This window comes from Streptomyces sp. NBC_01264 (assembly GCF_026340675.1).
Lineage (GTDB): Bacteria > Actinomycetota > Actinomycetes > Streptomycetales > Streptomycetaceae > Streptomyces.
Map to the genome: position 1 here is coordinate 1,340,407 of NZ_JAPEOX010000001.1, position 22,302 is coordinate 1,362,708.

The window sequence follows — 22,302 nt, forward strand, 5'->3', positions numbered from 1 at the left end:
CCGTGCCGCACAGGCCACGGTGCGTCACTCGTGGCCTGTACGGCACCCGTGCGGAATGCGGTTTCCGGTCAGGATCCGGGCTGCTCCGCTCCGACCAGCCACATCGCGAAGAACTGCGCCCCGCCGCCGTACGCGTGTCCCATTGCCCGCCGGGCGTCCGGGACTTGGTGCTCCCCCGCCTGACCGCGCACCTGGAGGGCCGCTTCCGCGAAGCGGATCATGCCGGAGGCGCCGATGGGGTTGGTGGACAGGACGCCGCCCGACGGGTTGACCGGGAGGTCCCCGTCCAGTTCCGTGACTCCGGCCTCGGTCATCTTCCAGCCCTCGCCCTCCTCGGCGAAGCCGAGGTTCTCCAGCCACATCGGCTCGTACCAGGAGAACGGCACGTACATCTCCACCGCGTCGATCTCCCGGCGCGGATCGGTGATCCCCGCCTGCCGGTAGACGTCGGCCGCGCAGTCCTTGCCCGCCTGCGGGGACACGAAGTCCTTCCCGGCGAAGAGGGTCGGCTCGCTGCGCATCGCCCCGCCGTGCACCCAGGCCGGCGGCTTCGGCGAACGGGCCGCGCCCGCACGGTCGGTGAGGATCATCGCGCACGCCCCGTCGGAGGACGGGCAGGTCTCGGAGTACCGGATCGGGTCCCACAGCATCGGGGACGCCTGGACCTTCTCCAGGGTGATGTCGTGCTCGTGCAGGTGCGCGTACGGGTTCTTCAGCGCGTTGCGGCGGTCCTTGTACGCGACGAGCGAGCCCACCGTGTCGGGGGCGCCGGTGCGCCGCATGTACGCGCGCACGTGCGGGGCGAAGAACCCGCCGGCCCCCGCCAGCAGCGGCTGCTGGAAGGGGACGGGCAGCGAGAGCCCCCACATGGCGTTGGACTCGGACTGCTTCTCGAAGGCGAGGGTCAGCACCGTGCGGTGCACCCGGGCGGCGACCAGGTTGGAGGCGACCAGCGCGGTGGAGCCGCCCACCGAACCGGCCGTGTGCACGCGGAGCATGGGCTTGCCGACGGCGCCGAGGGCGTCCGCGAGGTACAGCTCCGGCATCATGACGCCCTCGAAGAAGTCGGGGGCCTTGCCGATGACGACGGCGTCGATGTCCGCCCAGGTCAGCTCCGCATCGGCGAGCGCGCGCGCCGCCGCTTCCCGGACCAGTCCGGCGAGGGAGACGTCGTGGCGGGCGGCCACGTGCTTGGTCTGGCCGATGCCGACGACGGCCACCGGCTCCTTGCCCGTGGTGCTCATGCTCGGTCCCCTTCCAGGACGGCGACCAGGTTCTGCTGGAGGCAGGGGCCGGAGGTGGCGTGCGCGACGGCCCGGTCGGACTCGCCGCGGTGGATGCGGGCGGCCGCCTCGCCGATCCGGATCAGGCCGGCGGCCATCATCGGGTTGGCGGCGAGCGCTCCGCCGGAGGGGTTGACGGCGACGTCCCCGCCGAGTCCAAGGGCCTTGCGCAGCACGACCTCCTGGGAGGAGAAGGGCGCGTGCAGTTCGGCGGTGTCCACCGGGGACTCGAAGACGCCCGCGTGCTCGGCGGCGATCCGCGTGGAGGGGGAGTCGGTGAGGTCGCGCAGCCCCAGGCTGTGGGCCTCGATGCGGTGGTCGATGCCGGTGATCCAGGCGGGCCGTTCGCACAGCCTGCGGGCCACGTCCCCGGCGGCCAGGATGACGGCGGCCGCGCCGTCGCCGATGGGCGGGCAGTCGCCGGTGCGCAGCGGGGCGACCTGGTACTCGCCCTGCGCGACGGCTCCGCTGAGCTGGGCGTGCGGATTGGCGCTCGCCGAAGCCCGGCTTCGGGCTCCGATCGCGGCGAGCCCGGCTTCGTCGGTCTCCCCCGCGTCGATGAGCGCCTGGGCCTGGAGCGCGGCCATGGCCACCGAGTCGGGCCAGAGCGGAGCGACGTAGTACGGGTCGAGCTGGCGGGTCAGCACGTCGCGCACCGACCCCGGCGAGGACTTCCCGTACGAGTAGACGAGCGCGGTGTCGGCCTCGCCGGTCTGGATCTTGACCCAGGCCTCGTAGAGGGCCCAGGCGCCGTCCATCTCCACGTGCGATTCGGAGATGGGGGGCCAGGCGCCCACCCCGTCGAGGGTCATGGTGAAGGAGAAGGCGCGGCCCATGAGGTAATCGCTGGAACCGGAGCAGGTGAAGCCGATCTCACCCGCCTTCAGTCCGGTGGCGGCCAGCACCTGGTGCAGGACCGGCATGACCATCTCGACTTCGCTGAGCTCGTCGGTGCGGCGCAGGTGGTCGCTCTGCGCGAAGGCGACCACCGCGACCTCGCGGGCGTATCGGGCCATCAGATGAGCTCCTTGTACACGTCGTAGTCCGCGTCCGGCTCTCCGGTGGGGCGGTAGTGGTCGGGGTAGCTCCCGCCCTCGGTCCAGACCGGTTCGACCCTCAGCCCCATGCGCACCTGGTCGTACGGGATTCCGCCGATCCGGCCGTGGAGGGCGAGGCCCGCGCCGTCGAGGGCGATGTGGGCGTAGACGTACGGGACTTCGATGTCGAGGTTCTTGGCCTTGATGTTGACGATGCAGAAGGTGGTGACGGTGCCCGCCGGACCGACCTCGACCCGGTCGGTCGTTGCCACCCCGCAGGTGGGGCAGGCTCCGCGCGGGGGCACGTACACCTTGTGGCAGGAGGGGCAGCGCTCACCGATGGTCTTCCGCTCGGAGAGCCCGGCGATGTACGCGGTCTGCGCGCGGCCGGGGCTGTACGAGTAGTCCAGGCGGGCCTCGGCGACGATCCCGGTGACGGCGTCGGTGAACTCCCCGCTGTGCGGGGTCGCTTGCGGGTCCGGCTCGGGGGCCCCGGCATCGGGCTCGAAGCAGGCGATGTCGGTGATGGCCCCGGTCTGCTCCCCGGCCCACCGCACGCGGACCCGCATGCCGGTGGTGACGGCCTCGGGTCCGGGGGCGTCGAGGGCGTGCAGGAGGGCGGTGTCGGCGCCGTCGAGGCGGACGAGCACCCAGGCGAAGGGGGTGGCGAGGGGCTGGTTGGGGCGCGGCGAACCGTTCCAGGCCCAGGTGGTGACGGTCCCGCTGGTGCCCACCTCGACCAGGTCGCGGATCTCCTCGGCGGTGACGGGGTCGTACTCGACGGGCGGCACCATCACCTTGCCGTCGGCGGACCGGACCCCGAGGACGACCCCTTCGCGCAACCCGGTGAGGAAGGCGCTCTGCACGGGGCCGAGGGAGCGGGTGAAGGGGAACTCGACGACAAGGGGTGCGCGGAGGATCTCGGGTGGGGACGCGGCTGTCATGGATGGGTCTCCGATGTGTGGGGTTACGAGAATGGTTGGGACGGACGCCTGGCACGTGTCCAGTGCGGCCAGGGGGCAGATCCGGTCCCGCGGGACGAAAGCCCAGCCCCTCCGGCGTTTGAGGAGCGGGGGGTCCGGGGTCCGGCCCCCCGGCAACGGCGCCGGGCCGGTACACCCGGCGCGGCCCGGCGAACCGGCACCGCCGGGGCCGAATCAGGCCCGCCGGCGTTTGAGGCGCGGGGGTCAGGGGACCGGTCCCCGGCAACGGCGCCGCACCGGCCCACGGACCGGAACCACCGGGAACGGGTGGGCCCGGCACGGGCTCGGAACCGCTACTCCCGCCGATACATCGCGGGCCGCTTCTCCGCGAACGCCCGCGCCCCCTCCTTCGCGTCAGCCGTGTCGAAGATCGGCCACCCCCGCAGCAGCTCCGCCGCCAGCCCCTCCGACTCCGTCATCTCGGCCGCCTCGTAGACGGAGGCCTTGACCGCCTCCACCGCCAGCGGCCCGCACGCGTTGATCCGCTCCGCGATCTCCAGCGCCGCTTCCAGCGCCGTCCCGGTCGGCACCACCCGCCCCACGAGCCCGATCCGCGCCGCCTCCTCGGCGGCGTACGGCCGTCCGGTCAGCAGCATCTCCAGTGCGTGCGTCCGCGGGATCTGCCGCGGCAGCCGGACCGTCGAGCCGCCGATGGGGAAGAGTCCCCGCTTGACCTCGAACAGTCCGAAGGTGGCCCCCTCGCCCGCGACCCGGATGTCGGTCCCCTGGAGGATCTCCGTGCCGCCGGCCACGCAGTAGCCCTCCACCGCCGCGATGACGGGTTTGCGCGGCCGGTGGTGGCGCAGCATCGCCTTCCAGTGCAGGTCGGGGTCGGCCTTGAGCCGGTCCCGGTAATGGTCGCCCGCCATGCCCTTGCCGGCCAGCGCCTTCAGGTCCATGCCGGCGCAGAAGTCCCCGCCGGCCCCCGTCAGCACCACCGAGCGGATCGTGTCGTCCGCGTCGGCCTCCAGCCAGCCGTCGTACAGCCCCACCAGCAGTGGCAGCGAGAGCGCGTTCTTCGCCTCGGGCCTGTTCATGGTGAGCACCAGCGTGGCTCCGTGGCGTTCCACGGTCAGGTGTTCTGTCCCACCCATTGCCGTCCTCCCGTCTCAAGACCTAGAACAGGTTGCAGGAGGGGCGGGTGCAGTTCAATAGTTTTCTGACACCCAGTCAGATTTCTTGGACGGTCCCCTTCCCTGTTGGGGTTGGCGACGCTCTAATGACCGCCGAGCAGACCAGCCATGGGATTTTCTGGGTCAGGAGGACCGGTGGAGTACAACATTGCCGACCTGTTCGAGTCGGTCGTGGACGTGGTCCCGGACCGCGAGGCCCTCGTGTACGTGGACCACCCCGGGACCGGCGCCGAGCGCCGCCTCACGTACGCGGAGCTGGACGCGGCGGCGAACCGCATCGCGCACCATCTGCTGGACAGCGGCCTGAAGGCCGGTGAGCACCTGGGCCTGCACCTCTACAACGGCGTCGAGTACCTCCAGACCGTCATCGCCTGCCTGAAGGCCCGCCTGGTGCCGGTGAACGTGAACTACCGGTACGTGGAAGAGGAGCTGATCTACCTCTACAACGACGCCGACCTCGCCGCGCTCGTCTTCGAGGGCGAGTTCACCGAACGGGTCGCGGCGGCCCTTCCCCAGACGACGAAGCTCCGTCACCTGATCCGCGTCGGGCCGACCCCCGAGGGCGCCCCGGAGCCCTCGATCGCGCCGGTCGCGTACGCCGACGCCGAGGCGGCCGGCTCACCGGAGCGCGGATTCCCGCCCCGCTCCCCCGACGACCTGTTCATCATCTACACGGGCGGCACGACCGGTATGCCCAAGGGCGTCATGTGGCGCGCGGAGGACCTGTTCTTCGCCGGCCTCTTCGGCGGCGAACCGACCGGCGAACCGGTGAAGCGGCCCGAGGAACTGGCCGAGCGGGTCGCGTCGAAGGGGGCCGGGCTGACCTTCTTCCCCGCGCCGCCGCTGATGCACGGCACGTCCACGCTGACGTCCTTCATCGCCTTCAACTACGGGCAGCGGGTGGTCATCCACCGCAAGTACGCGCCCGAGGAGGTGCTGCGCACGATCGAGAAGGAGAAGGTCTCCAGCGTCTCGTTGGTGGGCGACGCCATGCTGCGGCCGCTCATCGACGCCCTCAACGGGCCCCTGAAGGGCACCGACCTGTCCTCCCTCTTCAGCGTCTCCTCCTCCGGCGCGATCATGTCGGAGACGGTGCGCGCCGAGTTCCAGGCGCTCGTACCGAACGTGATGCTGCTGAACAACTTCGGCTCGTCCGAGTCCGGCTCGAACGGCCGCGCGACGAACGACTCCGGCCCGGAGAAGGGGTTCCGGCTCGAGGTCAACGAGCGGACGCAGGTGGTCGACCCGGTGACCCACGAGCCGGTGCCGGTCGGCGAGCCGGGACGGCTCGCGCAGCGCGGGTACGTCCCGCTGGGCTACTACAACGACCCCGTCAAGACCGCCGAGACCTTCTTCCAGAAGGGATCCGAGCGGTGGGTGCTGCTCGGTGACATGGCGACCGTGGACGAGCAGGGCATCGTCACCATCCTCGGCCGCGGCTCGCAGTGCATCAACACGGGCGGCGAGAAGGTGTACCCGGAGGAGGTCGAGCAGGCGCTGAAGTCCCACCCGGACGTCTACGACGCCCTGGTCGCCGGGGTCGCGGACCCGAAGTGGGGCAGCCACGTGGCGGCGGTGGTCCAGATCCGGGAGGGCGCCGCCGACCCGTCGCTCGACGACATACAGGCCCACTGCCGCACCAAGCTGGCGGGCTACAAGATCCCGCGCCAGCTCGTCATCGCCCCCGCCATCCAGCGCTCCCCGAGCGGCAAGGCGGACTACCGGTGGGCGAAGTCGGTGGCCACGGAGGCCGACGCGGGCGCCGCGAGCTGACCCCGACCGGCGTACGTACGCCCGCGGGCCGGGACCCCAACGGGTCCCGGCCCGCGGGCGTTCGCGTGTCCGCGCCGGCGGGCGCGGCTCAGGCCCCGTGGGCCAGGAACCGCTCGACGCGGGCCGCGAACCACCGCGGCTCGTCCAGCCACGGGAAGTGCCCGCCGCCGCTCTGTACGTCGACGACACCGTGCGCGAAGAGCTCCGCGAGCCGGGCGGCGAGGGCCGGGGAGGGGTTGGAGTCCAGTTCCCCGGCCAGGACCAGCACCTCTCCGGCCAACCGGCCCAGCGCGGCCCGGGTGGCGGGCGGGTCGAAGGCTCCCGGGCCGGCGAAGGCGGCGGAGGCCTCGGCGTTCTTCTGGACCGGGCTCAGTGCGGCGTGGGCGCGCGCCGTCCCGTCCCAGCTGCCGTAGGCGAGCGGCATCGCCGCCGCCCAGTCGGCCTCGTCGGGGACTCCTCCGGCGGCCAGGACGGCGAGCGCCCGCTCGTAGGCCGCGATGGCCGTGTCGTAGGGCGGGCGGCCGGCCCTCCGCCGGACGTCCGCCAGCCGTGTTTCCGGGGACTCCGCGAGGTCCACCGCCCAGCAGGTCGGCGTGACCAGGGCCATCCGGCGCACCCGGTGCGGGTGCGCCGCCGCGTAGAGCAGGGCCAGGTTACCGGAGGCGGAGTGGGCGAGCAGGTCGACGCTTTCCAGGCCGAGGTGGCTGCGCAGGGCCTCGACGTCGGCCACCTGGTGGTCGACCCGGTACGTCGAGGTGTCGGCCGGGACCGCGGAGTCCCCGGTGCCCCGCAGGTCGAGCAGGATCAGCCGGCGTCCGGCGGACAGTCCGCCGAGGTCGCCCAGGTAGGCGGAGGCCCGCATGGCGCCGCCGGGGAGGCAGACGAGCGGCTCGCCTTCGCCCTGGACGTGGTACGCGAGTTCGGTTCCGTCGTAGGTGGTGAAGGTAAAGGTGCAGGTGGAGGGGGTGGAGGTCGCCATGGACACCATCTCAGCAGACGATCACCCGTTCGAGTAATTGATTTGGCCGCCGCCGTCCGGCAACGTACCGAATGATCGGTCGGTTCACTCGGGCAGGTTGACTCGGACAAGGGGTGGGCGTCATGGGTACGTACGCACAGGACCACGGCCACGACGGCGGGGCGGACGAGGGCGAGCGGATGGGGCGGGACGAGCTGGCCGCGCTCCAGCTGACCCGGCTGCGGGCGACCTTGCACCGGGCTTACGACCGTGTGCCCTTCTACCGGCAGGCCTTCGACAAGGCCGGCCTGCATCCCGACGACTGCCGCTCCCTCTCCGATCTCGCCCGGTTCCCCTTCACCACCAAGTCCGATCTGCGCGACCAGTACCCCTTCGGAATGTTCGCCGTACCGCGCTCCGAGGTCCGCCGCATCCACGCGTCCAGCGGGACCACGGGCCGGCCGACCGTCGTCGGGTACACGGAGGGGGACCTGTCCACCTGGGCGGACGTCGTCGCCCGCTCGATCCGGGCAGCGGGCGGCAGGCCCGGCCAGATCGTCCACATCGCCTACGGGTACGGCCTCTTCACCGGCGGCCTGGGCGCCCACTACGGCGCGGAGCGCCTGGGCTGTACGGTCGTCCCCGCCTCGGGCGGGATGACGGACCGCCAGGTCCGGCTGATCCAGGACTTCCGGCCGGAGGTCATCATGGTGACCCCTTCCTACATGCTGACCCTGCTGGACGAGATGGAGCGCCAGGGCATCGATCCCCGCGCCACCTCCCTGCGCACGGGGATCTTCGGCGCCGAGCCCTGGACGGAGGAGATGCGCCGCGAGATCGAGGACCGGCTGAACATCGACGCGGTGGACATATACGGGCTCTCGGAGGTGATGGGCCCGGGTGTCGCACAGGAGTTCGCCGAAACCAAGGACGGACTCCACATCTGGGAGGACCATTTCTACCCGGAGGTGGTCGACCCCCTGACGGGCGCGGTACTGCCCGAGGGCGAGCCCGGGGAGCTGGTCTTCACCTCGCTCACCAAGGAGGCCATGCCCGTCATCCGCTACCGCACCCGGGACCTGACGAGACTACTGCCCGGCACCGTCCGTCCGGCCTTCCGCCGGATGGAGAAGATCACCGGCCGCAGCGACGACATGATCATCCTGCGCGGGGTGAACGTCTACCCCACCCAGATCGAGGAGGTGCTCCTGCGCACCCCGGCCCTGGCCCCGCACTTCCAGCTCCGACTGACCCGGCAGGGACGGCTGGACGCACTGACGGTCCGGGTGGAGGCCCGCCGCGGGAGCGACGCGGGCCGGCGGGAGGCCGCGGCCGCCTCGGTGGTGCGCGCCGTCAAGGAGTGCATCGGAGTCTCGGTCACGGTGGAGGTGGTGGACCCGGAGACCCTCGAACGCTCGGTGGGCAAGATCAAGCGAGTGGTGGACCTCCGGGACTCCTGGCGACCTGGGCCCAGGACGGGGCCTAGTCGACGTAGGTGAAGGAGAGCTGGTTCGTGAGCAGGCCGCAGGGTGTCGCCGCTACCACGGAGACGGTGCCTGCCGTGGGCCACTGGGGGGCGGTGGCGATCACGGAGCTGTCGCTGATCACCGTCACACCGGTGGCCTCCAGGCCCGTGAAGCAGCCGTCGGGTGCCAGGGAGCCGAAGAGCACCCGGGTGTAGGGGGTGAGCCCGCTGCCGTTCAGGACCACTTGGGTGCCGCCGCTCCTGGGTGCGACGTCCGGCTGGAGCGCGACGAGCACGCCCTGCGCGTCCTGGCCCGGCCCGGCGGGGTGGACGGGCAGTGCGCCGACCGCACAGTGCGGGGGGCGCGCGGCGGCCTCGGCACGCGGGGCGGCATGGACCAGCAGAAGGGTGCACAGCGGCAGCGCGGCGAGCAGGATCCCGGCGCGACGATGCGTACGTCTCAAGGCGGTGCCTTCCGGTGAAGGGTGGATCCGGAGGAGCCCGGACCCGGCCCGGCCCATCATGCGATGCCGATACCGTGTGAATCCAGGACAAGAGGGATCATTCACCCCATGCGTCGCGCCGGGCCCTCGGACTCGCACGCCGTGCGGCCGCCGAGGCCGCGCGCGACCGGGCCACCCCTTCGGGCTCAATTCCGGGGGCGGGCCGGGACAGGGCCGGGCTGTCCGGGTAGGGACAGGGGCGTGACCTCGACCTTCCGGCGGATCCACGACCGGCTCCAGGCTTCCCAGGCCGGGCTGGCATGGAGCCGTGGGCGGGAGATGGAGCTGATGCACCGGGCCATGGGCTTCGCCGCCCTCGGCTTCCTCACCCTGGTGCCGCTGCTCGTCGTCGTCGCGGCCGCCGCCCCGGGCAGCGGCTCGGGCTTCGGCCGCTGGCTGGGTCAGGCCCTCGGGGTGACGGAGTTCTCCCGGGAGCGGGTGGAGATGCTGTTCGGCGCCGCGGACCTGGCGCTGGAGCGGACCACCGCCTTCGGTCTCGCCGCCCTCGCGGTGTTCGGCCTGACCTTCGGCTCCGCCGTGCAGACGGGGTACGAGAAGGTCTGGGACCTGCCGACGGCCCGCTGGCACACCATGTGGCGGCACGTCGTCTGGCTCGCCCTGCTGGTCTGCTACCTCGGGCTGCTGGTCCTCATCCCCGCCCCCTCGGACGACGCGCCCGGCACGATCCTGGGCACCACGGGCGATCTCATCGGGACCTGTCTGTTCTTCTGGACCTCCCAGTGGATCCTCCTCGGCGGCCGGGTCCGCTGGCGCGCCCTGTTCCCGGGGGCCGCGTGCACCAGCCTGGGCCTCCTCGGCCTGCGGGTCTTCTCCCAGCTGGTGTTCTCCCCGCTGATCGCCTCCAACGCCGTGACCTACGGCCCCTTCGGCACCCTCCTGGTCGTCCAGTCCTGGCTGGTCGGCGTCGGCTTCGTCGTCTACGGCGGCGCCCTGGTCGGCCGGCTCCTCCACGAACACCTCGTCATGCGCCGCCTCCAGGACGCGGAGTCCGCGGAGGTCGATTGAGCGTGCGATCCCGGCCGTGATAGAACTTCACGTTCACAAGACGACCATGTGATGCAACGGGAAGTACGGGGTGGGTGGGCATGGCGCTCGGAGAACTGGTGAAGCTGCGGGCCATGGGCCCCGAGGACGCCGAGGCCCTGTGGCGCTGGAACCACGACCCCGAGGTCATGCGGTGGATGGACGACACGTACGCCCAGCCCGTGGAGCGCGTCCGCGCCTGGCTGACCGACCGCCCCCGCAACTCCTACGACGACCTGCTCCTGGGCATCGAGGCGCTCGCCGACGGCAAGCTCATCGGGCTGGTCACCCTGCACGACGCGGCCCCGGAGAAGGGCATCGCGCAGCTCGACATCTACGTGGGCGAGAAGGCGTACTGGGGCCGCGGCTACGCCACCGACGCGGTGCGTACGGCCTGCCGCTACGGGTTCCAGGACATGCGCCTGCACAAGGTGACCCTGACCGTGGTCACCGAGAACCACGCCGCGCGCAAGGCCTACGAGAAGGTCGGCTTCGTCGAGGAGGGCCGCCTCCGTCAGGTGTTCCGCCGCGACGGCCGCTGGTACGACCAGTTCACCATGGGACTGCTCGCGGACGAACTGCGCTGACGGCCACCGCACGCACCGGCGCCGACCGCGCTCAGTCCGGGGACGAGAACCGGTCGCGCAGGGTGCGCTTGAGGATCTTGCCGCTCGCGTTGCGGGGCAGGGAGTCCACGAAGAGGATCCGCTTCGGGGCCTTGAAGTGGGCCAGCTTCTCGCGGGCGTAGGCCAGGAGTTCCGCCTCCGTCACCCCGTCGCGCGGGACCACCACCGCCGTGACGGCCTCGATCCACCGCTCGTCCGGCAGGCCGACCACCGCCGCCTCGGCCACGCCCGGATGGGTGTACAGCACGTCCTCGACCTGCCGTGAGGCCACCAGCACCCCGCCCGAGTTGATGACGTCCTTCACCCGGTCCACGACCGTGAAGTACCCCTCCGGGTCCCGGACCGCCAGGTCGCCGGAACGGAACCAGCCGTCCCGGAAGGCCTTCTTGGTCGCGTCCGCGTCGTTCCAGTAGCCCAGGCAGAGCTGGGGGGAGCGGTAGACCACCTCGCCCGCCGTGCCGTCCGGCACCTCGGCCCCGTCCTCGTCGACGACCCGCGCCTCCACGTGGTGGACCGGCCGCCCGCACGAGTCCATCCGCCCCTCGTGCTCCTCCGGCCGCAGCACCGTGGCCAGCGGGCCGATCTCGCTCTGCCCGAAGCAGTTGTAGAAGCCGAGTCCGGGCAGCCGTGCGCGCAGCCGCTCCAGGACCGGTACCGGCATGATCGAGGCCCCGTAGTACGCCTTGCGCAGGGCCGACAGGTCGCGAACGGCGAAGTCGGCGAAATCGGGATGGTTGGCCAGCCCGATCCACACCGTCGGCGGCGCGAACAGGCTGTCCGCCTGCCCCACCTCGACCAGGCCGAAGATCTCCTCCGCGACGGGCGCGTCCACGATCGTGTTGCTCGCCCCCACCGCCAGGTACGGCAGCAGGAACACGTGCATCTGCGCCGAGTGGTACAGCGGCAGGGAGTGCACCGGGAGGTCACCCTCCGCCAGGTCCAGGGCCGCGATCGCGCTCTCGTACTCGTGGCAGAGCGCCTCGTGCGTCATCATCGCCCCCTTCGGCAGGGCGGTGGTCCCGGAGGTGTACAGCAGCTGCGCCAGCCGCGACGGATCCGCGGAGCGGGCGAGGTCCTCGGGCCCGGTCCCGCCGGGTTCGGCCGGTTCGGCCAGGAAGGAGCCCGGCGCGTCGCGCAGCGGGCGTACGGCGAAGCCCTCGGGGATCCGCGCGGCCAGTTCCGGGTCCGCGAGGACGAGCGCGCTCCCGGAGTTCTCCAGGATGTACGCGAGGTCCTCCCCGGTGAGGTTCTGGTTGACGGGGACGTGCGTGAGCCCGGCCCGCGCGCAGGCGAGGAAGGCCAGGAGATAGGCGTCGGAGTTGTGCCCGAAGGTCGCGACCCGGTCCCCCTCGGTCAGCCCGTAGCGCCCGCGCAGCACGGCGGCGCCCGTGGAGACGGCCGCGTCCAGTTCCGCGTAGGTCCAGGTCCGCTCGCGGTAGCGGACCGCGATCCGTTCCGGGACGCGCCGCGCGCTGTCGTGGAGCAGGCCGTCGACCGTGTTCTTGCGCACCGGGGTCATGGCGGGATCTTCGTCTGCGGGTACGGCCGGGGTCAATGACCCCGGCTCCGCGGATGCCCGACCGGAACATCCGGGGATACCAAACGGCATGTTGACATGACGTCAGGTGGCCTGCATGAGTGTGGGGGCACACCTGCACCACCCACCCGCTCGGGCGATCGCGCCCGTCCGCAGGCTACTTGGGAGGTACGTTGCGCCTACTCCACGGACACGGTCGCGCCCGCCCGCTCCTCCGTCGCGTCGCCGTCACCGGCACCGCACTGCTGATCGCCGCCTCGGCGATACCCGAGGCCGCCGCCCGCGACCAGGGCTCCGGCCCGTCCGGCGGTGGCCTGTCGGCCGTCATCCGGTACACCGAGAACGGGATCCCGCACATCCTGGCCCGGGACTACGCCCACCTCGGTTTCGGCACCGGCTGGGCGCAGGCCGCCGACCAGGTGTGCGTGCTCGCCGACGGGTTCCTGACCGTTTCCGGGGAGCGGTCGCGGTGGTTCGGCCCGGACGCCGTGCCCGACGGTTCGCTCTCCTCCGCCGCCGGGAACCTCTCCAGCGACCTGTTCTTCAAGGGCGTGCGCGACTCCGGCGCCGTGGAGCGGCTGCTGGCCGTGCCCGCGCCGGCCGGGCCGGGCAAGGAGGTCAAGGAGCTGATGCGGGGCTGGGCCGCCGGCTACAACGCCTGGCTGGCCCAGAACGAGATCACCGACCCGGCCTGCAAGGGCGCCGGGTGGGTGCGCCCGGTCACCGGCACCGACGTCGCCGCCCGCGGCCTCGCCGTCTCGGTCCTCGGCGGCCAGGGCCGCGCCGTCGACGGGATCACCTCGGCAAGGCCCCCGGGTGCCACGACCGTCCCGGCCGCCCCGGAGGCTGCCGGCCCCGATCCGGCGGCGGCCGCGGAGGCGGCCCGGGAGTTCTTCGACACCACCCGCTACGACAGGGGCTCCAACGCGGTGGCCTTCGCGGGCTCCACCACCGCGAACGGCTCCGGCCTGCTCCTCGGCAACCCGCACTACCCGTGGCAGGGCGGCCGCCGGTTCTGGCAGTCGCAGCAGACCATTCCCGGCGAGCTGAACGTCTCCGGCGGCTCGCTGCTGGGCACCACCGTGGTGAACATCGGCTTCAACGAGAAGGTCGCCTGGAGCCACACGGTGGCCACCGGCACCCCCGTCAACCTGCACCAGCTGAGCCTCGATCCGGCCGACCCGACCACCTATCTGGTGGACGGCAAGCCGGAGAAGATGACCGCACGCACCGTCAGCGTCCAGGTCGCGGGCGGCTCCCCGGTCACCCGGACCCAGTGGTGGACCCGCTACGGCCCGGTCCTGTCCGGCCTCGGCGCCGGCCTCCCGCTCCCCTGGACCACGACCACCGCCTACGCGCTGGCCGACCCCAACGCCGTGAACCTGCGCGGCTCCGACACCGCCCTGGCCATGGGCAGGGCCCGCTCGGTCGCCGGTGTCCAGGACGCCCTGCGGCGCACGCAGGGCCTGCCGTGGGTCAACACGGTGGCCGCCGATTCGGCGGGCGACACCCTCTTCACCCAGTCCCAGGTGCTCCCCCGCATCACGGACGAGCTCGCCGCGCGCTGCTCGACCCCGCTGGGCAGGGCCACGTACACCTCCTCGGGGCTGGCGGTGCTCGACGGCTCGCGCGGCGACTGCGCGCCCGGCTCCGACCCGGACGCGGTGCAGCCCGGGGTCTTCGGCCCGGGCCGGGCGCCGACGCTGCGGGGCGCCGATTACGCCGAGAACTCCAACGACAGTGCCTGGCTGGCCAACGCGGACCGGCCGATCACCGGCTACGAGCGGATCTGGGGCAATGCCGGAACTCCGCGCTCGCTGCGCACCCGGGGCGCCCTGGAGGACATCTCGGCGATGGCGGCCCGGGGCGGGCTGACGGTGGCGGACCTGGAGGAGCAGCAGTTCGCGAACCGGGTTCCGGCCGGTGATCTGGCGGCCGCCGACGCGGCGAAGGCCTGCGCGGCCCTGCCGGGCGGGACGGCCACGGGCTCCGACGGCGCCGCCGTGGACGTGTCGGCGGCCTGCGGGGTGCTGGCGACCTGGGACCACAAGGCCGATACCACGAGCCGCGGCGGGCTGCTCTTCGACCGGTTCTGGCGGAAGCTGACCGCGACCACGGCGGCCAAGGACCTGTGGCTGGTGCCCTTCGACGCGGCCGATCCGGTACGGACGCCCCGCACGCTCAACCAGGCGGCGCCCGGGATCGGGCGGGCCCTCGCCGACACGGTGACGGAGCTGAGGAAGGCGGGCATCCCTGCGGACGCCCCGCTCGGGGAGCACCAGTTCGTGGTGCGCGGCGGGCAGAAGCTGCCGGTGGGCGGCGGAACGGAGGCCCTGGGCGTCTGGAACAAGATCGAGGCTCCGTGGAACGCGGCGGCCGGCGGCTACGCGGAGGTCCTGCACGGCTCCAGTCACATCCAGGCGGTCGGCTGGGACGGCAGCCGGTGCCCGGTGGCGCGCACGCTGCTGACGTACGGCCAGTCCTCGAACCCGAATTCCCCGTACGCGGCCGACCAGACCCGGCTCTTCTCCCAGGAACGCTGGGTGAGGGCACGGTTCTGCGAGCGGGACATCCTCACCTCGCCCCGGCTGAAGGTGGTCTGGCCGCGCGAGCGGCGCTGACACCCGTGCGACCCGTACGACAGGCCCTGGCGGCTGGTCGTACGGGTCGCGGCGTGCTCAGGGGCTGACGGCGAGGAAGAGGTACGCGGCCAGCAGCACCATGTGGACGCCGCCCTGGAGCAGCGTGGCGCGGCCCGGGACGATGGTGAGGGCGCCGACGACCACGGTCAGCGCGAGCAGCACCATGTGGACCGGTTCGAGCCCGAGCACCAGCGGTCCGGAGAGCCAGACCGTGGCGAGGGCGATGGCCGGGATGGTCAGGCCGATGCTCGCGATGGCGGAGCCGTAGGCGAGGTTGAGGCTCGTCTGCACCCGGTCGCGGCGGGCCGCGCGGACGGCGGCCAGGGTCTCGGGGGCCAGGACGAGCAGGGCGATGATCACACCGACCACGGCGTACGGCAGGCCGAGGTCGGCGACCCCGCGCTCGATGGTCGGGGAGACGGCCTTGGCGTTCCCGACGACCGCGACGAGCGCGACGAGCAGCAGCCCGAGGCTGATCAGGGCGGCGCGCGCGGTGGGCGGTTCGGCGTGCTCGTCCTCCTCGCCCGCCGCGGCCGCTGCGGCGGCCTGCGCCGCCTCCTTGCGGATCCGCTTCGTGTCGACGGGCAGGAAGTAGTCGCGGTGACGGACCGTCTGGACGGCGACGAACAGGCCGTAGAGGGCGAGAGAGGCGGTGGCGGCGAAGGCGAGCTGGGCCGTGGAGAACTCGGGGCCGGGCTTGGAGGTGGTGAAGGTGGGGAGCACCAGACTGAGTACGGCGAGCGTGGCGACGGTGGCCAGGGCCGCGCCCGAGCCCTCGGCGTTGAAGACCGCGACACGGTTGCGCAGGGCCCCGACGAGCAGGGACAGGCCGACGATGCCGTTGCACGTGATCATGACGGCGGCGAAGACGGTGTCGCGGGCCAGGGAGGCTGTCTTGTCGCCTCCGTCGGCCAGCAGGGTGACGATGAGGGCCACTTCGATGACGGTGACCGCGACGGCGAGCACCAGTGAGCCGAAGGGTTCGCCGACCCGGTGGGCGACGACCTCGGCGTGGTGGACCGCCGCCAGCACGGCGCCGGCCAGGCAGAGCGCCACCAGGGCCACGGCGAGCGTGGGCAGGTCGCGTCCCCAGCTGAAGGCGAGCGCGACGAGCGCCACCACGGGGACCACGACGGTCCAGTCGATCAGGGGAGCTCTGTGCGTTGCCGTACTCATATCAGCCAACTTGCCAGAACTGTTCCGCTTGTGCGGAGCAACAGCCGCCTTCAGGGCCCTGACGTGGCACTTCTCACGAAACTCCGGGCGTGGCGGACGGATGTCCGGGGGGTCGGCGCCGCACGGCCGACCCCCCGGCACCGGTCCCGGCACCGCCCCCCCACCGGGGCGGCCCGGTGCTCACATCGCGCGGTCGTGGCCCTCCCAGTACGGCTCGCGCAGGCGGCGCTTGTACAGCTTGCCGTTGGGGTCGCGCGGCATCGTCTCGATGAAGTCGACGGTCTTGGGCCGCTTGTACCCGGCCAGTTGCCGCTCGCAGTGGTTCAGGATCTCCGCGGCCAGGGCGTCGCTCGCCGCGAAGCCCTCGGCCGGTTCGATGACCGCCTTGACCTCCTCGCCCCAGGAGGGGTGCGGGATGCCGAAGGCGGCGGCGTCCGCGACCGCCGGATGCGTGAGCAGTGCCGACTCGATCTCCGCCGGGTAGATGTTCACCCCGCCCGAGATGATCATGTCGATCTTCCGGTCGCGGAGGAAGAGGTAGCCCTCCTCGTCCATCAGGCCGAGGTCTCCGACGGTGAAGAAGTCGCCGATGCGGTTCTTCTTCGTCTTGCCCTCGTCCTTGTGGTAGCTGAAGCCACCGGTGTTCATCTTGATGTAGACGGTCCCGAGTTCCCCGGCGGGCAGTCGCTCGCCGTCGTCGTCGAAGATGGCGAGCTCGCTGATCGGCCAGGCCTTGCCGACGGTTCCCGGCTTCTTCAGCCAGTCCTCGGCCGTCGCGAAGGCGCCGCCGCCCTCGCTCGCCGCGTAGTACTCCTCCACGCACCCGCCCCACCAGTCGATCATCGCCCGCTTGACGTGGTCGGGGCAGGGCGCGGCGCCGTGGATGGCGTGCCGCATGGAGGAGACGTCGTACGCGTCCTTCGTCTCCTGCGGGAGCGCGAGGAGCCGGTGGAACTGCGTCGGGACCATGTGGGTGTGCGTGCAGGCGTGCGCGTCGATCAGGCGCAGCATCTCCTCGGCGGTCCACTTGTCCATCAGGACGAGCGGGTGCCCGATGTGCAGGGCCGCGGCCGCGAACTGCAGGACCGCCGTGTGGTAGAGCGGCGAGCACACGAGGTGGACGTTGTCGTCGAAGGCGCGGATGCCGAAGATGCCGAGGAAGCCGCCGAGGTACGTCTCCTCCGGGAGCTTGCCGGGCAGCGGGCGGCGGATGCCGCGCGGCCGGCCGGTGGTGCCGGAGGTGTAGTTCATGACCCAGCCGAGCGTGCGGTCGGCGGGGGCGGTGTCCGGCTGCCCGTCGAGCAGTTCGCCGTACGAGCGGAAACCCGAGACCGCTCCGACGGCGTACCGGTGGCTCGCGGGCAGGCCCGCCTCGTCGGCCGCGGCGGTGGCGGCGTCGGCGAAGCGTTCGTGGGCGACGAGCACCTTGGCTCCGGAGTCGGAGACGATCCAGGCGATCTCGGGGCCCACGAGGTGGTGGTTGACGGGGACGAGGTAGAACCCGGCCTGGGAGGCGGCCAGGTAGGCGGTGAGGAACTCGACGCTGTTGGGGAGGACGACCGCGAAGACGTCGCCCTTCTCCAGGCCGGCGGCGCGCAGTCCGTGCACGAGGCGGTTGACGTCGGCGTGCAGCCGCGCGGCGGACCAGGTCTCGCCCTCGGGGGTGACCAGGACGGTGCGCTCGGGGTCGGCGGTCGCCTGGGCCCAGAAGCCATTGGGGGGTGTGTCGGTCATCTTGTCCACTCCTCGGAGCCTCAGGCCCGGCCGGCGATGCGGGTGATGCGGTCGATGGCGCGCTCGAAGCCGCTGGTGAGGTCGTCGAAGACGGCCTGGACGCTGCGTTCGCTGTTCATCCGGCCGACGATCTGCCCGACGGGCGTGCCCAGCAGCGGCTGGATCTCGTACTTCTGGATGCGGGACACGGCCTCCGCGACGAGGAGTCCCTGCAGGGGCATCGGCAGGGCGCCGGGGCCCTCCGGGTCGTCCCACGCGTCGGTCCACTCGGTGCGCAGCTGCCGGGCGGGCTTGCCGGTCAGCGCCCGGGAGCGGACGGTGTCGCCGGAACCGGCCGCGAGCAGCTTCTCGGTGAGGGCGCGGGAGTGCATGTCCGCCTCGGTGGTGGTCAGCCAGAGGGAGCCGAGCCAGGCGCCCTGGGCGCCGAGGGCCAGTCCGGCGGCGATCTGCTCGCCGCTGCCGATGCCTCCGGCGGCGAGGACCGGGAGCGGGGCGACGGCCTCCACCACCTCGGGCACCAGGACCATGGTGGCGATGTCCCCGGTGTGTCCGCCGGCCTCGTAGCCCTGGGCGACGACGATGTCGATGCCGGCCTCGGCGTGCCGGCGGGCGTGCTTGGCGCTGCCCGCGAGGGCGGCGACGAGGACTCCGTGGTCGTGGGCGCGCGCGATGACGTCGGCGGGCGGGGAACCCAGCGCGTTCGCGAGGAGTTTGATGGGGTAGTCGAAGGCGACGTCGAGCTGGTTGCGGGCGACCTGCTCCATCCAGCCGGTGATGCGCCAGCCGGAGGCCTCGCCCTCGGCGAGTTCGGGTACGTGGTGTTTGGCGAGGGTGTCGCGGACGTACTCCCGGTGCGCGGCCGGGATCATCGCCTCGATGTCGGCCTCGCTGACGCCGTCGACGGCCTTCTTCGCGGGCATGACCACGTCGAGCCCGTAGGGCTTGCCGTCGGTATGCTCCTGCATCCAGTCGAGGTCGCGCTTGAGGTCGTCGGGGGCGGTGTAGCGGACCGCCCCGAGCACCCCGAACCCGCCCGCGCGGGTGATGGCAGCGGCCACCGCCGGGAAGGGCGTGAAGCCGAAGATGGCGTGCTCTATTCCCAGTTTTCTGCTCAGCTCCGTCTCCATGGGCGGCAGGATGCCGCAGCCCGGCCGCCGAGGGAAGGGGTTTTCTGATGCAGCGTCAGATTCTTTGCCGGCCGGTCACCGCGGGGCCCGCCTCCGGAGCGGGCAGATACTCGGGAGGGCACGACGGCGGACGGGAGGACCGGGCATGAAGGCACCAGGGGAAGCCGGGAACGACGGTGACACGAAGGGCTCCGGCCCGACCGGCCCGACGGCCCCCGACGGCGGCGGCAGCGCGCCCGGGACGGAGGGCGGCGGGGTCGGCGCGGACGGGGCCTGGCTCGAGGCGGACGGCGGCGTGCCCGGGACGGAGGGCGGCGCGATCGAGGCGGACGGCAGCGCGCTGGAGGCGGACGACACCGCGCCAGAGGCAGCCGGCGCCGCACGCGAGGCGGACGGCGGCGCCGGAGGCGTGCGCGGGCTCACCCGGCGGCGGCTCGGGGCGCGGCTGCTCGCGCTGGGCGGTGTGCTCGTGCTCCAGGCCGCGCTGCCCGGGGCCGCGGGGGCCTCCGGGGGGCCGGCCGAGCGGCGCGCGCTCCAGGGACTGCGGCTGCGGTACGGGTCCGCCCGCCAGGCCGGGCTGCTGGAGAAGCACCTCGAAGGGGTGGCGGACGAGGCGCGGCGCTTCCTCGGCCCCTCCCCCGAACACCCTTACTACTCCGGAGCCGTGGTCCTCGCCGGCCGGGGCCGCACCGTGGCGCTGCACCGGGCGATGGGCGACGCCGTCCGGTACGCCGACTACGACGGCCGCACCGACCGGGTCCGGGAGTTCCCGGCCGCCCAGCGGATCGCGATGGCCGAGGACACGGTCTTCGACCTGGCCTCCCTCTCCAAGCTGTTCACCTCCCTGCTGGCCGTGCAGCAGATGGAGCGCGGACGCCTCGAGCTGGAGGCGCCGGTGAACCGGTACCTGCCCGAGTTCACGGGCGGGGGCAAGGAGTCGGTCACCGTGCGCCAGCTCCTCACGCACACCTCGGGCCTCCGCTCCTGGGCCCCCTTCTACCAGGAGCCCACCAAGGCGGGTCAGTTGAGGCTGCTGTGGTCGGTGCGGCCCCAGGAGACCCCGGGGACGGTCTACCGCTATTCCGACCTCAACCTCATCGCCCTCCAACTGCTCCTGGAACGGATCACCGGTCACACTCTGGACCTCCTGCTCCAGGACGAGATCACCGCTCCGCTCGGGATGCACCGCACTCGTTACAACCCACCGCTCTCCTGGCGCCGGGCCACGGCCGCCACCGAGGTGCAGCGCCCGCCCTGGTCCGGGCTGGACCGCGGGCTCGTCTGGGGCGAGGTCCACGACGAGAACGCGTACGCGCTGGGCGGAGTCGCCGGTCACGCCGGGGTCTTCGGCACCGCCTGGGACCTGGCGATCCTCGCCCGCACCCTCCTCGACGGCGGGGTCTACGCCGGCAGGCGGATCCTGCGCCCCGCCTCCGTCGAGCTCCTCTTCACCGACTACAACACCGTCTTCCCCGGCGACGACCACGGCCTGGGCTTCGAGCTCTACCAGCACTGGTACATGGGCGCCATGGCCACCCCGCACTCCGCCGGCCACACCGGTTTCACCGGCACCTCCCTGGTCCTGGACCCCTCCACGGACTCCTTCCTGATCCTGCTGGGCAACTCCGTCCACCCCGTGCGCACCTGGCGCGCCGGGAGCGCCCCGCGCGTCGCCACCGGCAACCGCTTCGCCCGCGCCGTCCCCGTCCGTACGAAGCACGGCGGCCCGGCCTGGTACTCCGGCATGGAGACCGGCGGCTCGGGCACCCTGACGCTGCCGCCCCTCACCCCCAGCACGGGCGCCGCCCGGCTGCGCTGCGCGTTGTGGTGGGACACCGTGCCCGGCGCCGGAGCCCTGCACCTGGAGGCCTCCGCCGACGGGCAGACCTGGGAGCCGCTCCCCTTCACCACCGTCCGCACCACCGGCGGCGGCGCCGAACAGTGGCCGCGGGGCTCCGTCTCCGGCTGGTCGGGCCGCATCTGGCACCGCCTCGAAGCCCCGCTCGCCGCCTGGGCCGGCCGAGAGGTCCGCCTCCGCTTCCGCCACACCGCGCAGGGCCGTTACGTGGGCCGCGGCGTCTACGTCGACGTCCTGCGCGTCTCCGAACCCTCCCACCTCCTCTTCGCCGAGGACCGCCCCGCGGACGCCGCCCGCATCGAGACGACGGGCTGGTCCCGCTCGGCGGACTGAAAGCCGCTCGCGCCTCGGGGCGCCCCGGCGCGGCCCGGTGCAGGACATCCCCCGGGGGTGACGGGCCCGGACCGCTCCGGCCCGCGCTACCGCGCGGCCCGCAGAGCCGCCGCGATCCGGTCGACGTCCAGGTCCACGACGACCTCCTCGCCGTCCCACACGCCACGCGAGGAGATCGCCAGGCCGATGAAGGCCAGCTCGGCGGCGTCCTCGCGCAGGTCGTACTCTTCGCGGCTCTCCTCGCCGATCCGGCCCAGTTCCTCGCGCTCCCAGGCGGCGACGGCCGGCTCCGCCACGGACCGGGGCAACCGCACACCGATCCGACCGATCTGAGGATCGAGATAAGCCCCGATCGCTGCCAGCACGGCCCGATCCCGCCGGTATCTCACATACTGCTCGCGATCTTCCACGAGCCGAGCGTATCCATGCCCACCGAAGCCCCGGCCGCTTCCTGACGAAGGCATGAGGTCACAGCGCCGGCCTAGGCGAGGACCGCGTCGATCATCCGGCGGGCCACGGTCTTCAGTTCGGCCGGGTCGGGTGCGGGGCGGGTGCGGGCGGGTGCGCCCGCGAGGCGGTCGTAGAGGAGTCCGTCGGTCCAGGCGACCAGGAGTTCGGCGGATTCGGCCGGCCGGGCGGCGCCGAGTGCCGCGAGGATCCCGGCGGCCCGCTCGCGCGAGCCCCGGCCGGCCCGGTGGAGTTCCGTCGCGAGCTCCGGGTTCCGCGCGGCCTCCAGGCTCAGCTCGAAGCGCGCCAGTTGCCGGGACCGCCCCGTGGTCAGCCATCGGTGGAGCAGCGCGGCGACCGCCGCGGCGACGGCGTCCCGGTCCGCCGGTGAAGGCGGGGCGCCCCCGTCGAAGTCGCCGAGGTCCAGCTCGGCCAGCCGTGCGTAGCAGGCGCCGATCAGCGCGGTCCTCGTACGGAAGTAGTACGAGGTGCTGCCCGCCGGAAGCCCCGCCGCGCCGTCGACCGCCCGGTGCGTCAGGCCCCTGAGCCCGACGGCGGCCACGAGGTCGATCGCGCTGTCCGCGATCAGGGTTCTGCGGTCGCCGCCGCGCTCGGGGGAACTGGAACTCATGGTGGCACTCTA

General features: G+C 72.6%; 18 protein-coding genes. 6 read left to right on the plus strand and 12 right to left on the minus strand.

Translation table 11 applies throughout. The features are described 5' to 3' along the window. Positions 1–68: 68 nt before the first annotated feature. The 4 genes from OG435_RS06055 to OG435_RS06070 all read right to left on the minus strand — a co-directional run bounded on the left by OG435_RS06055 (position 69) and on the right by OG435_RS06070 (position 4,397). Positions 69–1,244, minus strand: a complete 1,176-nt coding sequence (locus OG435_RS06055) for a thiolase domain-containing protein (RefSeq protein WP_266875766.1) — start codon at positions 1,242–1,244, stop codon at positions 69–71. Then, positions 1,241–2,299, minus strand: coding sequence for a thiolase domain-containing protein (locus OG435_RS06060; RefSeq protein WP_266875767.1), 1,059 nt, complete (start codon positions 2,297–2,299; stop codon positions 1,241–1,243). The genes OG435_RS06055 and OG435_RS06060 overlap by 4 nt, the downstream gene beginning before the upstream one ends. After that, complete coding sequence (locus OG435_RS06065) at positions 2,299–3,264, minus strand: Zn-ribbon domain-containing OB-fold protein (RefSeq protein WP_266875768.1); 966 nt, start codon at positions 3,262–3,264, stop codon at positions 2,299–2,301. The genes OG435_RS06060 and OG435_RS06065 overlap by 1 nt, the downstream gene beginning before the upstream one ends. Positions 3,265–3,596: 332 nt before the next feature. After that, a complete protein-coding gene (locus tag OG435_RS06070) occupies positions 3,597–4,397 on the minus strand; it encodes a crotonase/enoyl-CoA hydratase family protein (RefSeq protein ID WP_266875769.1) in 801 nt (266 codons plus the stop codon). Between the two features lie 174 nt (positions 4,398–4,571). On the opposite strand from OG435_RS06070, the gene OG435_RS06075 reads away from it, so the two are divergent. Beyond that, positions 4,572–6,209 carry an acyl-CoA synthetase gene (locus tag OG435_RS06075; RefSeq protein ID WP_266875770.1) on the plus strand — a complete coding sequence of 546 codons (1,638 nt, stop codon included), beginning with the start codon at positions 4,572–4,574 and terminating at the stop codon, positions 6,207–6,209. 88 nt (positions 6,210–6,297) lie between these two features. Here OG435_RS06075 and OG435_RS06080 read toward each other — a convergent pair whose 3' ends face one another. Next, positions 6,298–7,188 carry an alpha/beta fold hydrolase gene (locus tag OG435_RS06080; RefSeq protein WP_266875771.1) on the minus strand — a complete coding sequence of 297 codons (891 nt, stop codon included), beginning with the start codon at positions 7,186–7,188 and terminating at the stop codon, positions 6,298–6,300. 122 nt (positions 7,189–7,310) lie between these two features. Between OG435_RS06080 and paaK the strand changes: the two genes are divergently transcribed. Further along, positions 7,311–8,666 carry a phenylacetate--CoA ligase PaaK gene (gene paaK / locus OG435_RS06085; protein ID WP_266875772.1) on the plus strand — a complete coding sequence of 452 codons (1,356 nt, stop codon included), beginning with the start codon at positions 7,311–7,313 and terminating at the stop codon, positions 8,664–8,666. Here paaK and OG435_RS06090 read toward each other — a convergent pair. Further along, on the minus strand, positions 8,650–9,096 hold the full coding sequence (locus OG435_RS06090) for an IPT/TIG domain-containing protein (protein ID WP_266875773.1): 447 nt from the start codon (positions 9,094–9,096) through the stop codon (positions 8,650–8,652). The genes paaK and OG435_RS06090 overlap by 17 nt on opposite strands. Before the next feature lie 240 nt (positions 9,097–9,336). Between OG435_RS06090 and OG435_RS06095 the strand changes: the two genes are divergently transcribed. Continuing rightward, positions 9,337–10,161, plus strand: a complete 825-nt coding sequence (locus OG435_RS06095) for a YhjD/YihY/BrkB family envelope integrity protein (protein ID WP_266875774.1) — start codon at positions 9,337–9,339, stop codon at positions 10,159–10,161. An 80-nt stretch (positions 10,162–10,241) separates the two neighbouring features. Continuing rightward, the gene (locus OG435_RS06100; protein ID WP_266875775.1) at positions 10,242–10,766 is read left to right on the plus strand and encodes a GNAT family N-acetyltransferase; all 525 of its coding nucleotides are present in this window, start codon (positions 10,242–10,244) and stop codon (positions 10,764–10,766) included. A gap of 31 nt (positions 10,767–10,797) precedes the next feature. On the opposite strand, the gene OG435_RS06105 is transcribed toward OG435_RS06100, so the two are convergent. After that, positions 10,798–12,324, minus strand: coding sequence for a fatty acyl-CoA synthetase (locus OG435_RS06105; protein ID WP_266875776.1), 1,527 nt, complete (start codon positions 12,322–12,324; stop codon positions 10,798–10,800). A 191-nt stretch (positions 12,325–12,515) separates the two neighbouring features. Between OG435_RS06105 and OG435_RS06110 the strand changes: the two genes are divergently transcribed. Beyond that, positions 12,516–14,963, plus strand: coding sequence for a penicillin acylase family protein (locus OG435_RS06110; protein WP_266875777.1), 2,448 nt, complete (start codon positions 12,516–12,518; stop codon positions 14,961–14,963). Positions 14,964–15,020: 57 nt separating this feature from the next. Here the strand turns inward: OG435_RS06110 and OG435_RS06115 are convergent, their stop codons facing one another. The 3 genes from OG435_RS06115 to OG435_RS06125 all read right to left on the minus strand — a co-directional run bounded on the left by OG435_RS06115 (position 15,021) and on the right by OG435_RS06125 (position 19,021). After that, positions 15,021–16,160 (minus strand): calcium:proton antiporter, encoded by a 1,140-nt coding sequence (locus tag OG435_RS06115; RefSeq protein WP_266875778.1) that lies wholly within the window; start codon positions 16,158–16,160, stop codon positions 15,021–15,023. A gap of 180 nt (positions 16,161–16,340) precedes the next feature. Next, positions 16,341–17,894, minus strand: coding sequence for an acyl-CoA synthetase (locus OG435_RS06120; protein WP_266875779.1), 1,554 nt, complete (start codon positions 17,892–17,894; stop codon positions 16,341–16,343). Positions 17,895–17,914: 20 nt separating this feature from the next. Then, a complete protein-coding gene (locus OG435_RS06125) occupies positions 17,915–19,021 on the minus strand; it encodes a nitronate monooxygenase (RefSeq protein ID WP_243341320.1) in 1,107 nt (368 codons plus the stop codon). A gap of 145 nt (positions 19,022–19,166) precedes the next feature. Between OG435_RS06125 and OG435_RS06130 the strand changes: the two genes are divergently transcribed. Beyond that, a complete protein-coding gene (locus tag OG435_RS06130; protein WP_266875780.1) occupies positions 19,167–21,212 on the plus strand; it encodes a serine hydrolase in 2,046 nt (681 codons plus the stop codon). A gap of 86 nt (positions 21,213–21,298) precedes the next feature. Here the strand turns inward: OG435_RS06130 and OG435_RS06135 are convergent, their stop codons facing one another. Then, positions 21,299–21,508, minus strand: coding sequence for a hypothetical protein (locus tag OG435_RS06135; protein ID WP_266875782.1), 210 nt, complete (start codon positions 21,506–21,508; stop codon positions 21,299–21,301). Positions 21,509–21,693: 185 nt separating this feature from the next. Continuing rightward, complete coding sequence (locus OG435_RS06140) at positions 21,694–22,290, minus strand: TetR/AcrR family transcriptional regulator (RefSeq protein WP_266875783.1); 597 nt, start codon at positions 22,288–22,290, stop codon at positions 21,694–21,696. Between the last annotated feature and the right edge of the window lie 12 nt (positions 22,291–22,302).

What these genes read in the sequence shown, in the direction of transcription:
- OG435_RS06055 (WP_266875766.1), bottom strand. Translation starts at nt 1,244, where the DNA reads ATGAGCACCACGGGCAAGGAGCCGGTGGCCGTCGTCGGCATCGGCCAG.
- OG435_RS06060 (WP_266875767.1), bottom strand. Translation starts at nt 2,299, where the DNA reads ATGGCCCGATACGCCCGCGAGGTCGCGGTGGTCGCCTTCGCGCAGAGC.
- OG435_RS06065 (WP_266875768.1), bottom strand. Translation starts at nt 3,264, where the DNA reads ATGACAGCCGCGTCCCCACCCGAGATCCTCCGCGCACCCCTTGTCGTC.
- OG435_RS06070 (WP_266875769.1), bottom strand. Translation starts at nt 4,397, where the DNA reads ATGGGTGGGACAGAACACCTGACCGTGGAACGCCACGGAGCCACGCTG.
- OG435_RS06080 (WP_266875771.1), bottom strand. Translation starts at nt 7,188, where the DNA reads ATGGCGACCTCCACCCCCTCCACCTGCACCTTTACCTTCACCACCTAC.
- paaK (WP_266875772.1), top strand. Translation starts at nt 7,311, where the DNA reads ATGGGTACGTACGCACAGGACCACGGCCACGACGGCGGGGCGGACGAG.
- OG435_RS06100 (WP_266875775.1), top strand. Translation starts at nt 10,242, where the DNA reads ATGGCGCTCGGAGAACTGGTGAAGCTGCGGGCCATGGGCCCCGAGGAC.
- OG435_RS06105 (WP_266875776.1), bottom strand. Translation starts at nt 12,324, where the DNA reads ATGACCCCGGTGCGCAAGAACACGGTCGACGGCCTGCTCCACGACAGC.
- OG435_RS06115 (WP_266875778.1), bottom strand. Translation starts at nt 16,160, where the DNA reads ATGAGTACGGCAACGCACAGAGCTCCCCTGATCGACTGGACCGTCGTG.
- OG435_RS06120 (WP_266875779.1), bottom strand. Translation starts at nt 17,894, where the DNA reads ATGACCGACACACCCCCCAATGGCTTCTGGGCCCAGGCGACCGCCGAC.
- OG435_RS06125 (WP_243341320.1), bottom strand. Translation starts at nt 19,021, where the DNA reads ATGGAGACGGAGCTGAGCAGAAAACTGGGAATAGAGCACGCCATCTTC.
- OG435_RS06130 (WP_266875780.1), top strand. Translation starts at nt 19,167, where the DNA reads ATGAAGGCACCAGGGGAAGCCGGGAACGACGGTGACACGAAGGGCTCC.
- OG435_RS06140 (WP_266875783.1), bottom strand. Translation starts at nt 22,290, where the DNA reads ATGAGTTCCAGTTCCCCCGAGCGCGGCGGCGACCGCAGAACCCTGATC.